The organism is Arenimonas sp. (assembly GCF_035721105.1).
GTDB lineage: Bacteria > Pseudomonadota > Gammaproteobacteria > Xanthomonadales > Xanthomonadaceae > Arenimonas.
This window is the reverse complement of record NZ_DASTNG010000023.1, coordinates 22,343-33,934: the sequence shown is the minus strand read 5'-3', so window position 1 is coordinate 33,934 and position 11,592 is coordinate 22,343. Positions and strand designations below refer to the sequence as shown.

The 11,592-nt window shown below is 71.5% G+C and carries 9 protein-coding genes and 1 tRNA gene; 4 read left to right on the top strand and 6 right to left on the bottom strand.

Annotation, left to right across the window (positions count from 1 at the left end):
* Positions 1-1,243, bottom strand: a 1,243-nt coding sequence (gene hisS, locus VFQ84_RS03360; RefSeq protein WP_325129227.1) for a histidine--tRNA ligase, incomplete at its 3' end; no start/stop codon positions are given.
* Between the two features lie 129 nt (positions 1,244-1,372).
* On the opposite strand from hisS, the gene VFQ84_RS03355 reads away from it, so the two are divergent.
* From VFQ84_RS03355 to VFQ84_RS03340, 4 genes are all read left to right on the top strand, one after another.
* A tRNA-Pro gene (locus VFQ84_RS03355) sits at positions 1,373-1,449 on the top strand.
* A gap of 113 nt (positions 1,450-1,562) precedes the next feature.
* On the top strand, positions 1,563-4,337 hold the full coding sequence (locus VFQ84_RS03350; RefSeq protein ID WP_325129225.1) for a DUF2339 domain-containing protein: 2,775 nt from the start codon (positions 1,563-1,565) through the stop codon (positions 4,335-4,337).
* A 4-nt stretch (positions 4,338-4,341) separates the two neighbouring features.
* Positions 4,342-5,673, top strand: coding sequence for a DUF3999 family protein (locus tag VFQ84_RS03345; RefSeq protein ID WP_325129222.1), 1,332 nt, complete (start codon positions 4,342-4,344; stop codon positions 5,671-5,673).
* 48 nt (positions 5,674-5,721) lie between these two features.
* On the top strand, positions 5,722-6,105 hold the full coding sequence (locus VFQ84_RS03340; protein ID WP_325129220.1) for a YbjQ family protein: 384 nt from the start codon (positions 5,722-5,724) through the stop codon (positions 6,103-6,105).
* A gap of 31 nt (positions 6,106-6,136) precedes the next feature.
* Here the strand turns inward: VFQ84_RS03340 and argH are convergent, their stop codons facing one another.
* The 5 genes from argH to VFQ84_RS03315 form a co-directional block, all read right to left on the bottom strand.
* Entirely contained in the window at positions 6,137-7,435 is a 1,299-nt protein-coding gene (argH, locus tag VFQ84_RS03335; RefSeq protein ID WP_325129218.1) for an argininosuccinate lyase, read from the bottom strand.
* The gene (gene argC, locus VFQ84_RS03330; protein ID WP_325129216.1) at positions 7,432-8,382 is read right to left on the bottom strand and encodes an N-acetyl-gamma-glutamyl-phosphate reductase; all 951 of its coding nucleotides are present in this window, start codon (positions 8,380-8,382) and stop codon (positions 7,432-7,434) included. Before argC ends, argH begins: the two co-directional genes overlap by 4 nt.
* Positions 8,383-8,413: 31 nt before the next feature.
* Positions 8,414-9,022 carry a GNAT family N-acetyltransferase gene (locus tag VFQ84_RS03325; RefSeq protein WP_325129214.1) on the bottom strand — a complete coding sequence of 203 codons (609 nt, stop codon included), beginning with the start codon at positions 9,020-9,022 and terminating at the stop codon, positions 8,414-8,416.
* A 1-nt stretch (position 9,023) separates the two neighbouring features.
* The gene (locus tag VFQ84_RS03320; protein ID WP_325129212.1) at positions 9,024-10,331 is read right to left on the bottom strand and encodes an acetylglutamate kinase; all 1,308 of its coding nucleotides are present in this window, start codon (positions 10,329-10,331) and stop codon (positions 9,024-9,026) included.
* A gap of 114 nt (positions 10,332-10,445) precedes the next feature.
* Positions 10,446-11,534, bottom strand: a complete 1,089-nt coding sequence (locus tag VFQ84_RS03315) for an acetylornithine deacetylase (RefSeq protein WP_325129210.1) — start codon at positions 11,532-11,534, stop codon at positions 10,446-10,448.
* Positions 11,535-11,592: the final 58 nt, after the last annotated feature.

Here is an 11,592-nt window from a genome sequence, read left to right as displayed (position 1 = left end):
GCACCATGAAGCGGATCCCGGCACGGTCGGCGTACTGGAACTGCTTGGCGATCTTCTTCGCCTCGAGCTGCACCTCGGTCGGGATGCCGGCGGCACGCAGGCCACGGGCGATATCGAGCGAATCGGCCAGGCGCGCCTCGTCCATCAGGCCGACCAGCACCTCCACCGAGCTGTCGGCCGTGGACAGGATGCCCGCCTCACGCAGCTGCCAGAACAGGCGGGTGGCGCCGATCGAGATGCCGACGCCGGGCAGCTTCGACTTGGTGTAGTGGCTGGCGAGGTTCTCGTAGCGGCCGCCGGAACAGACCGAGCCGATCTGCGGGTGTTCGTCGAGCGTGGTCTCGTACACGGTGCCGGTGTAGTAGTCGAGGCCGCGGGCGATGGAGAAATTGATCGCGTAGTTCTTCTCGGGCACGCCGTAGCCCTTGAGCAGCTCGATCACCTCGCGCAGCTCGGCCACGCCCTCGGCCAGGGTCGGGTTCGACCCACCCAGCGCGGCCAGCTTGGACAGGGCATCCGCATGCGACGTGGAGCGCGCCTGCACGAAGGCCATGATGCGGTCGGCCACGTCCTCGGCCAGGCCGAAGTCCGCGCCCACCAGGGTCGCGCGCACGGCCTCGGCGCCGCGCTTGTCGAGCTTGTCGATCTCGCGCAGCACCAGCGCCTGGCGCTCGCCGTCGGCGATGCCCACGCCTTCGAAGAAGCCGCGCAGCAGCTTGCGGTTGTTGAGCTGGATGGTGAAGGGGCCGACCTCGAGCTCGGAAAACACGGCGTGGATCACCGCCGGCATCTCGGCGTCGTGGCGGACGCTGAGCGCGTCCTTGCCGATCACGTCGATGTCGCACTGGTAGAACTCGCGGAAGCGGCCGCGCTGGGCGCGTTCGCCGCGGTAGACGCGCTGGATCTGGTAGCGACGGAACGGGAAGGCCAGGTCGTGTTCGTGCTCGGCGACGTAGCGCGCCAGCGGCACCGTCAGGTCGAAGCGCAGGGCCAGCTCCGGCTGGCCGCCGGTCTCCGACGCGTTCTGCAGGGCGCCGGTCGACTGCACGAAGTAGACCTGCCGCTCGGTCTCGCCGCCGGTCTTGGTCAGCAGTACGTCGGAGAGCTCGAACACCGGTGTTTCCACCGGCAGGAAGCCGAAGCGCTCGTAGTTGCGCCGGATGACGTCGAGCATGCGCTGGAAGGCGATCTGGTCACGGGGCAGCAGCTCCATGACCCCGGGCGTGGTGCGGGGCTTGATCAAGGCGGGACACTCCAAGGCGATGGCGCATTCTAGCTTCTGGCGCCGCCGGTCGAGCCGCCCCGGGCGCCGGGCGAACGCCGGGCTTGCCGAGGTCGGGTTCGGTGACTAGAATAGCCGGCTCGAATCCCTCGGGGTGTAGCTCAGCCTGGTAGAGCGCTACGTTCGGGACGTAGAAGTCGCAGGTTCAAATCCTGTCTCCCCGACCAATTCGAGCCAACGAACCGCCGCCCCGCAAGGGCGGCGTTTTCGTTTCCGGGCCCGGCGTTCACAGGCGGCCCCGGTTGGCTACACTCACCCCGAGATCACGTCGGGGAATTGGATGAGCTGGATCCTGGGTATCGTGGGCGCCTTCCTGGGCCTGTTCATCGCCGACGCCAGCCGGGAAGGCTTCGGGCTGGTCGCCGGCGCCCTCGTCGGCGCCCTGCTGGGCATGGTGGTCCGGGCCCGCGGTCGCATCGGTGACCTGGAGCGACGCCTGGACCGGGTCGAGGCCCTCGCCCGCCGCCCCGCGGCCGCCGCGGCGCCCGCCGCCGATGCCGCCACCGCGCCGCCCAAGCCTGCGCCTGCCCCCGTCCCGCCCGATCCCGAGGTCGCGGCCGGTCCCGTCGGCCCCGGCGGCGCCCCGACCCCGGCCGTCGCCACGCCGGCGGCACCGCCGATTCCCACCGACGGGTTGTCCGGCGCCCCGCAGCCCGCGGCCGCCACGCCGGCCCGCGCCACCCCGCCCGCCATTCCCGGCCCGGGCACACCGCAGCCGCCACCGATCCCCGAGGCCGATCCGGCGCCCTGGAACCTGGGCGCGCGCGAGCCGGACGTAGTCGAGAAGGCCGTGGCCGTGGTCAAGGGCTGGCTGTTCGAAGGCAACGTGCCGGTGAAGCTGGGCGTGCTGGTGCTGCTCTTCGGCGTCGCCGCCGCGATCAAGTACGCCGCCGACGCCGGCTGGCTGACGATGCCGATCGAGTTCCGCCTGGCCGGCATCGCCGCCGGCGCCATCGCCGGCCTGGTCTGGGGCCTGCGCCGCGCACCCGAGCAGCCGGCCTTCGGCCTGAGCCTGCAGGGCGGCGCCATCGGCATCCTGCTGCTGGTGGTGTTCGCGGCCTTCCGCAACTACGAGGTGCTGGGCGCGATGCCGGCCTTCGTGCTGGTGGTAATCCTGGTCGCCGGCGCCAGCGTGCTGGCGGTGAAGCAGGACGCCCCGGCGCTGGCGGTGCTGGGCTTCATCGGCGGCTACCTGGCGCCGGTGCTGCTGTCGACCGGCAGCGGCAACCACGTCGCGCTCTTCAGCTATTACGCGGTGCTCAACGCGGCGGTGTTCGCCATCGCCTGGCAGCGGCCGTGGCGCGCGCTGAACCTGGTGGGCTTCGTCTTCACCTTCGTCATCGGCGCGATGTGGGGCGAGAAGTACTACGCGCCCGAAAAGTTCGCGACGGTCGAGCCCTTCCTCATCCTGTTCTTCCTGTTCTACGTCGCCATACCGGTGCTGTATGCGCTGGCCGGCCGGCACAGGAACGGCAAGGTCGACGGCACCCTGCTGTTCGGCACGCCGCTGCTGGCCTTCCCGATGCAGGTGGGACTGATCGGCGACGATCGCTTCGGGCTGGCGGCCAGCGCCGTGTTCGTCGCGGCCGTGTACACCGGCCTGGCGCTCTGGGCGCGGCGCAACCAGCGCCTGCGCGACCTGGCGCAAAGCGCGGCCGGCATGGGCGTGGTGTTCGCGACGCTGGCGATCCCGCTGGCGCTCACCGCGCGCTGGACCTCGGCGGCTTGGGCGTTGCAGGGCAGCGGCATGGTCTGGCTGGGCCTGCGCCAGGAACGGCGCCTGGTGCGCTGGGGCGGCCTGGCGCTGCTGGTGCTGGCGGTGCTGGCCTGGATGGTGAGCCTGGTCGATACCCACATCGACAGCGCGGACCGCTTCCTGGCCAACCCGCACGCCCTGAACCTGGGCCTGCTCACGCTGGGCTGGCTGTTCGCGAGCTGGCTGTACGAGCGCGCCGGCAAGGCGCAGGCGGTCGCGGTCATCTACTTCCTCGGCGGCCTGGCCTGGTGGAGCCTGCTGGGCCTGTGCGAGATCGAGGTCAACCTGTCGCCGGAATTCGATGCGCTGTACTACGGCGGCTTCGCCCTGGTGACGGCCGTGCTGGCGGCGCTGCTGCGCGCGCCCCTGGCCTGGCCGCGACTGTCGTGGCCGCTGGCGGCGTCCGTGGTCCTGATGCTGCCGCTGTCGCTGGCCTCGCAGGAGCACCACACGGTGACGCTGTTCGACGCCCCGCTGGCGCTGTGGTGGGCGGTGCTGGCCCTGGCGCTGCCGACCCTGGCCGCGCTGCGCCAACCGCTCTCGCGCGGCCTGCTGTTTGCGCACCTGGCCTGGCTGGTCGCGGTGGCCGCTGCCGCCGGCCTCACCCTGCTGCGGGTGCTGGACGAGCGCGCCGGGCTGGCGGACGGCTGGCTGCTGCCGGCGGTGCTGGCGCCGGTGGCACTGATGTTCGCGCTGGCCTGGACCCGGCCGCGCCTCGCCGGTTGGCCGGTGGCCGATGAATTCCCGCGCTGGCGCCCGGCCTGGCTGGGGCTGGCCGGTCTCACCCTGGGCCTGGGCTGGGTGTTCGGCAACTTCATGCCGGGCGACAGCCGCCCGCTGCCCTGGCTGCCGCTGCTCAATCCGCTGGAGCTGTCGCTGGTGCTGGGCCTGGTGGTCGCGGCCGCGTGGCTGCGGCAGCACACCGACCGCGACCGGCTCGGCAGCCTGGCCTGGGCCGGCGCCGCGCTGTTCATGCTGACGATGGCGGTGCTGCGCGCCTGCCACCAGCTCGCGGACCTGCCGTGGTCCGCGAGCCTGCTGGGTGAAACCCTGGCGCAGACCAGCCTGACCGTGACCTGGTGCCTGGCCGGCGTCACCGCCTGGATCCTCGGCTCGCGTCGCCTCGACCGCGGGCTGTGGTGGCTGGGCGCCGGCCTGTTGGGCGTGGTGCTGCTGAAGCTGCTGGTCGTCGACCGGCAGTTCGTCGGCAACATCGCCGGGATCGTCTCCTTCGTCGTCGTGGGCCTGCTGCTGATCATCGTCGGCCGCATCGCCCCCACCCCGCCCCGTTCGGAGTAAGCACATGCGTGCGATGTTGATGATGGGCCTGCTGGCCGCCGGTGCGGCGTCCGCCGCCACGCCGCAGGACTACGCCTGGCAGTGGCCGATCCAGACCGACGGCGAGGCCTCGGCCTACGTGCTCGAACTCGACGCCGACGTGCTGGCCAACGTCCGGCGCAGCGACCTGCGCGACCTGGCCGTGTTCAACGCCGCCGGCGAGGCCGTGCCCTTCGCCCCGTGGCCGCCGCAGCGCCAGGACGAGGACGTGCGCGAGCCGCTGGCCTGGCTGCGGGTGCCGCTGCCCGCCCCCGGCCAGCCCGACAGCCTGGCCCTGCGCCTGGAGCGCGATGCCGACGGCCGCCTGCGCGGGCTGGACCTGCGCACCACCGACGGCGCGCCGCCGCCGGCCGAGCGCCACGACCTGCTGGTGGACCGCGGCGAGGACGAACCGCCCGCGCTGTCGCGCCTGCACGTGCAACTCGCCGGCGATGCCGCGCTGCCGGTGAACCTGCGCGTGCGCGTCAGCGCCTCGGACGACCTGGCCAGTTGGCAGGACGTCGGCAGCGGCCTGCCGCTGGTGGCGCTGGATGACAACGGCCTGCGCATCGAACGCCTGCAGCTCGACATCGCCAGCACCCGGGCCCGCTACCTGCGCCTGGCCATCGAGAACGACGGCCAGTGGCCGGCGATCGCCGCGCTGCAGGCCGAGCGCCGCATCACCGGCGGCGACACCCGCGAATGGAAGACGCTGGAGCTGATGGGCATCGCCGTCGCCGGCCAGCCGGGCACCTACACCTACGCCAGCCCGGCACCGGTCGCCGTCGAGCGCATGGACCTGCGCCTGGCCGCCACCAACTCCGTCTCCGCCGTGCAGGTGAACGTCCGCGCACCCGGCAGCGAATGGTGGCAGGGCGTGGCGGGCTTCACCGCCTTCCGCCTGGGCAACGGCGACGACGAAGTCAGGCACATCGCCCCGGGCATCAGCCCGCAGCGCCACCTGGACTGGCAGATCACCACCCAGCCCGCACTGGCGCAGCCGCCGACCCTGGTGCTGCAGTACCGCCCGGAACGCTTCGTGATGCTGGCCCAGGGCGAAGGCCCGTATGTGCTGGTGGCAGGGAGCGCCCGCGTCGTGCGCGAGGACTATCCCGTGCAGGCCGCGCTGGCGGCATCCAGCACGCCGCCGAAGGCCGCGACCCTGGGCGCCCGCGCGGAAGCGGGTGGCGAGGCCGCGCTGGCACCCAAGCGCGGCGAGGATTGGCAGCGCTGGATCCTGTGGGCGGTGCTGGCGCTGGGCGCCGGCCTGGTGCTGGTGGTGTCACTGCGCGTGCTGCGCCATCCGAAAGCCGAATGAAGCGCCCGCCGGGCGCGATACCCGAGGAGTCGAAAATTGTCTGATCCCATGAACCGGGTACCTGCCCACCTCGGCCGGGCCCCCGCCGGCCTCGCGAATTCGAACGTCACCACGGCCTTCGAGCTGCCCGGGCACCGCGTGGTCCGCAGCCTGGGCGTGGTCCGCGGCATCACGGTCCGCTCGCGCTCGATCGTGGGCAACTTCGTGGGCGGCATCCAGAGCCTGTTCGGGGGCAACATCACCATCTACACCGAACTGTGCGAACAGGCCCGTCGCGAGACCTACCAGGAAATGCTGGACAACGCCCGCCGCCTGGGCGCGAACGCCATCATCGGCATGCGCTACGACGCGACCGAGATCATGACCGGCCTGACCGAAGTCCTGTGCTACGGCACTGCCGTGGTCGTCGAGCCCGAGGGCACCCACGCCTAGGCGCCAGGCCCAGGCCGGGCCACGCGTCGGATCAGCGCGCCGGCGCCAGCGCCGCCAGGCGCTGGCGCAAGACCGCCAACCCCGGGGCCCCCGCCCCGCCCGGCGACACCCGCGCGTCCAGGCTGGCCTGCGGATCGGCGCCGTGCGACGGCAGCGGTTCCGCGGCGGCCTGTTTGTAGGCCTCGCGGAACGGCAGCCCGGCCACCGCCAGCTCCACGGCCTTGTCGGTGGCGTACATGCCGTCGTCGAAGGCCTTGGCCAGGCGATCGGGGTTCCAGCGCAGCCCGCGCAGCAGGTCCGGCAGCAGCGACAGCGCGCCGAGGCCGCGGCCGAAGGCGTGGTACAGCGCGCCCTTGGTGAACTGCAGGTCGCGGTGGTAGCCGCTGGGGAGCGACAGCAGGTTCTCGAGTTCGGTGCGGGCCGCGGCGATGCTGGCGTAGGTGGCGCGCATCAGTTCGACCAGGTCGGGGTTGCGCTTGTTGGGCATGATCGAGCTGCCGGTGGTGTACTGCGGCGGCAGCGTGACGAAGCCGAACTCGGCGGTGGTGAACAGGCTCAGGTCCCAGGCCAGGCGGCGCAGGTCGAGGCAGGCCGCGCCCACGGCGTCCACGGCGGCGATCTCGAACTTGCCGCGGCTGAGCTGGGCGTAGATCGGGCTGACCTGCATGCGGGCGAAGCCCAGTTCCTTCGTGCTGCCCTCGCGGTCCAGCGGCAGGTTGACGCCGTAGCCGGCGGCGGTGCCGAGCGGGTTGGCGTCGATCCAGTCGTGGGCCTGCGTCGCGCGCACGGCATTGTCGATGAAGGCTTCGGCGAAGCCGGCCCACCACATCGCGGTGGACGAGACCACGGCGCGCTGGAGGTGGGTGTAGCCGGGCATGGGGTTGGCTTCGGCTTCGGCGCGCTGCAGGCAGACCTCGGCCACTTCGCGGCACAGCGACTGCACCTCGCCCAGCTTGCGCTTGAGCCACAGGCGCGTGGCCACCAGCACCTGATCGTTGCGGCTGCGGCCGGTGTGGATCTTGCGGCCGGCGTCGCCGAGGCGCTCGATCAGACGGGATTCGATCGCCGAATGGCAGTCTTCGAAACGTTCGTCCAACACGAAGGCGCCAGACTTGAGGTCATCAGACAGGATGCCCAACTCGCGGCAGAGCGCCTCGCATTCGTCCGCGCTGAGGATGCCGATCTTCGCCAGCCCGCGCGCATGCGCGGCCGAAGCGGTGACGTCGTCCTGGATGAACTCGCGGTCCAGCACGACGTCGTCGCCGGCCAGGAAGGCCTGGATGCGCGGGTCGACTTCGACGCCGGGTTTCTGCCAAAGCAGGTCGCTCATGTCGGGATTCCCATCGTTTCCGGCAGGCCGAAGGCCAGGTTGAGGTTCTGCAGCGCCTGGGTGGCGGCGCCCTTGAGCAGGTTGTCGAGGGTGGCCACGACCACCAGCCGGCGGCCGTCCGCCGACAGCGTGAAGCCGCCGACCTCGGCGTGGTGGCGGCCGGCGATGCGGCTGACCCAGGGGGCCTCGTCCAGCACCGACACCAGCGGCTCGCCCGCGTAGGCGGCGCGGTAGGCGGCGCGGACGGCGTCCAGCGTCGTCGCCTCGGCCAGGTGCAGGTTGGCCGTGAGCGTGATGCCGCGGAAATGCGGGGCGACGTGCGGCATGAACTCGACCGGATGGCCGAGCTGGCGCGTCACCTCGCGCTCGTGCACGTGGCCGGTGAGCGCATACGGCATGAGGTTGTCGCGCAGCTTCTCCGGATCGTTCTTGTCCGAGGCCCCGGTGCCGGCGCCCGAGTAGCCGGACACGCCAAAGCACTGCACCGGCCCGGCCAGCGTCGCGCGCATCGGCGCCACCGCCAGCTGCATCGCGGTGGCGTAGCAGCCGGGATTGCTGATGCGGGTGGCGCCTGGCGCAGCCGCGCGGGTCAGTTCGGGCAGGCCGTAGTGCCAGCGGTCGTCGAAGCGATAATCGGCCGAAAGATCGACCGCCACGGTGCGCGGCGCCGACGCCTCCAGCGCCGCGACGAAGGGCGCCGCCATGCCGTTGGGCAAGGCCAGCACCAGCGCGTCGGCGCCCTGCCCCGCGGCGGCCGCGGCGTCGAGGTTCACGTAGCGCAGGTCGCCGGCGTAGGCCGGCTCATGGTCGGCCAGCCGCTGCCCGTCCCGCTCGCGCGAGGACACGAAGGCCAGCGCGAAGCGCGGATGCGCCGCGACCAGGCGGATCAGCTCGGCGCCGACGTAACCACGGGCACCCACCAGGCCGAGGGAAATGCGGGCGCTCAAGGCGATGCCTCCCGGCCGGAGGTCGACCGGCTCACGGCGCCTCCCCGTGCTCGAGCTTGAAGTCGAGATGGCGACGGATCGTCGGCCACTCGTTGTCGAGGATGGAGTACACGGCGGTGTCGCGCAGGTGGCCGTCGGCCATGCGCATCTGCCGGCGCAGGATGCCGTCGAAGTGTGCCCCGAGGCGCTCGATCGCGGCGCGCGAGCGCTGGTTGAACACGTGCGTGCGCAGCTCCACCACGCTGCAGCCCATGGCGTCGAAGGCGTGGCCGAGCAGCAGCCGCTTGGCCTCGGTGTTGAGCGCGGTGCGCTGCACGCGCTGCGCGTACCAGGTGTAGCCCAGCTCCAGGCTGGGGATCACCGGGTCCATCCGGAAGAAACGCGTGCTGCCGACCGGATCGCCGGCCGCATTGCGCACCAGGAAGGGCATGGCCGTGCCGGCCTCGCGCTCCTCCATCGCCTTGGCGATATAGCCGCGCACGGTCTCCGGGCCGGGGACCGTGGTGTACCAGAGGTTCCACAGCTCGCCGTCGGCGGCGGCGGCCAGCAGCTCCTCGCCGTGCTCGCGCTGCAGCGGCTCGAGCGTGACGTGGACGCCTTGCAGGATCGGCGGAATGGACCAGTGCAGGTTGGTGATCATGTCAGCCCTTGAGCGTGGCCGGCCGGGCCAGGCAGTGTTCGACGGCATAGCGTACCTGCTCCCAGCCCTCGAGCCCGTACCAGAACACGTTCCACTTCTCGCCCTTCATGCAGCCGTCGGCCTCGTCGAAATAGAAGTCGTTGACGGGATTGCCGGCGCGGGCGCGCCAGAACAGCTGCGGCATCTCGGCCCGCATCACCTGCCAGGCCGCGCGCCCCAGGCCCTCGCCCTGGGCGTCGTCGCTGACGGCGAACTTGTCGAGGTGCGGGATGCCGTCCTCGAGCGTGATGATCAGCGCCGCGCGGTAGTGCTCGCTGACGTAGGCCTTGTAGAGGTTCGTCTTCTCGAAATAGTCCGGCGCCAGCTTGCGGCCGAAGCCCGACTCGACCAGGCCCTTGAGGCGCTTGAGGTCGAGCTTCTTCCATGAGGTGACGCTGCGGACCTGCTCGCCGCGCCGCACCAGGGTGCCGGAACCACGATGGGTGAACAGCTCCTTGGCCAGCTGGTCCGGGCGCGTGATCGACACCGAGCTGGCCGGCGGCAGCGCCATCAGCAGGTCGTGGATCTGCTCGATCTTCACCTTCATGCCCGAATGCAGCCAGGGCTGGCGCAGCAGCTCGGCGTACTCGGTGCTGAGGTTGATCGAGTCGATCACGTGGCCGTCGCCGTCGAGCAGGCCGCCCGTGCCCGTCAGGAAGATGATCTTGTAGGGCTGCAGGGTCTTGACCAGCTCGTTGGCGGCCCAGTCGGCGTTGACGTTGAGGATCTGGCCACCGGCGGTTTCGCCCAGCGACGCGATCACCGGGATCGAGCCGACCTTGATCGCGGCCTGGATGCTGGCCACGTGCACGGCGTCGACCTGGCCGACCAGGCCGTACTTGCGCTTGGACAGGTAGTCGCACTCGAACACGCCCGAGGTGATCGAGGTGGCGCGCACGCCCTGGGCCTGCAGCGCCTCGACCAGGCGCAGGTTCTCCTGCTGCGACACGCGCCGCACGATGGCCAGGCCGGCGGCGTCGGTGACGCGCAGGCCGTCGAGGGTGACCTTCTCGATCTTCGCGGCCTTCATTTCCTCGTCCAGCTGCGGGCCGGCGCCGTGGATCACGATCGGCGTCAGGCCCACCTGCTGCAGGAAGGACAGCGAGCTCACCAGCGCGTCGAGGTCGTCGCGCAGCACGGCGCCGCCGACCTTGACCACGGCGAAGCGGGCCGCGTCGACCTGGCTGAAGCGCTTGAGGTATTGCTGGATCTCCTTGGCGCTGGCCATGTTGGACAGCAGGCGGACGATCGTGGTGCGCATCTCAGTCATGGTCAGGGTGGGCTGCGTGGAGTAAGGGTGCCGGAAGCCAGTTCCGGGACGGCAAGGCGACGGCCGCGGCGAGCGGGTCGTGGGCGGAGGTTCGCGAGGCCAGCGTCAGGTCGTTCACGGGGCCTCCAGCAGTCGGCGGTAGGTGTTGGCGACGATGTCCAGCTGCCCCAGCGCGACCCACTCGTCCGCCGTATGCGCCTGGGCGATGTCGCCGGGGCCGTAGACGAAGGCCGCGAGGCCCGCGGCCGAGAACAGCGAGGCCTCGGTCCAGAAATCGACCGCGTTGCCGATCGGCAGCCCCAGCTCGTCGGCGAGGTCGCGGGCGGCCAGGCGCTTGGCCTCGGCGTCGGCGATGTCGCCGGCGGGCAGCGAGGGGCCACGGAAGGTCTCCTCGTACGACGCCAGCGCCGCCGGTTCGGCGAAGCCGCGCAGGCGCGCGTGCAGTTCGGCCGGCGACTGCGACGGCAGCGGCCGGAAGCCAAAGCGCAGCTCCGCCCGCGGCGCGATCATGTTGGCCTTGATGCCGCCCTCGATCCGGCCGATGTTGAAGCGCAGCCCGGTCAGGCCGCCGAAGCGCGCGTGGTCGAGCGACGCGACGTAGTCCAGCGCCTGGTCGCCCCAGCGGATCGCGGCGTGCAGTGCGCTGGCGGTCCGCGCCTGCGCGCCCGAGGCGTGGCCGGCCTGGCCGGTGAACTGCATCAGCACCGAACTGATGCCGCGATGCGCCAGCACCGCCTCGGCCATCGTCGGCTCGGCCACGATGGCTTCGTCGAAGCCGTGGTCGGTGGCGAGGAAGGCGGCGATGCAGCGTGCGTCGTTGGCCTCTTCATCGCTGGTGAACAGGAAGGCGGCATCGCCGGTGGTGCGGGCCGCGGCCGCCAGCAGGCCGGCGGCGGCGCCCTTGATGTCGCAGGCGCCCAGGCCGATCGCCCGGTCGCCGGTGACGCGCAGCACGTGCGGATCGGCGCTCCAGGCCGGCGAGGCCGGCACCGTGTCCAGGTGCACGTTGAACACGCGCTTCGGCGCGCCGCGCACCGCCAGCAGCGACACCGCCCCGGCACCGTGGTCGGTGACGGTGACGGCGAAGCCCGGCAGGTTCGCCCGCAGGTAGTCGAAGATGCCGCCGGTGCCGATGGCGCGCGGCGGGTTGCGGGTGTCGAAGGACACCAGCGCTTCAAGGTGATTCAGAACGTCCTGGAGCATCATGCAATCCTGTCGTGTCCCTGTAGGAGCGCCTTCAGGCGCGAAGCTCTCCGCCGAA

Bases quoted from the DNA above. Each gene is read 5' to 3' on its own strand.
- VFQ84_RS03350 (WP_325129225.1), top strand. From the start codon at position 1,563: ATGAGCTGGATCCTGGGTATCGTGGGCGCCTTCCTGGGCCTGTTCATC.
- VFQ84_RS03345 (WP_325129222.1), top strand. From the start codon at position 4,342: ATGCGTGCGATGTTGATGATGGGCCTGCTGGCCGCCGGTGCGGCGTCC.
- VFQ84_RS03340 (WP_325129220.1), top strand. From the start codon at position 5,722: ATGAACCGGGTACCTGCCCACCTCGGCCGGGCCCCCGCCGGCCTCGCG.
- VFQ84_RS03325 (WP_325129214.1), bottom strand. From the start codon at position 9,022: ATGATCACCAACCTGCACTGGTCCATTCCGCCGATCCTGCAAGGCGTC.
- argH (WP_325129218.1), bottom strand. From the start codon at position 7,435: ATGAGCGACCTGCTTTGGCAGAAACCCGGCGTCGAAGTCGACCCGCGC.
- VFQ84_RS03315 (WP_325129210.1), bottom strand. From the start codon at position 11,534: ATGCTCCAGGACGTTCTGAATCACCTTGAAGCGCTGGTGTCCTTCGAC.
- VFQ84_RS03320 (WP_325129212.1), bottom strand. From the start codon at position 10,331: ATGACTGAGATGCGCACCACGATCGTCCGCCTGCTGTCCAACATGGCC.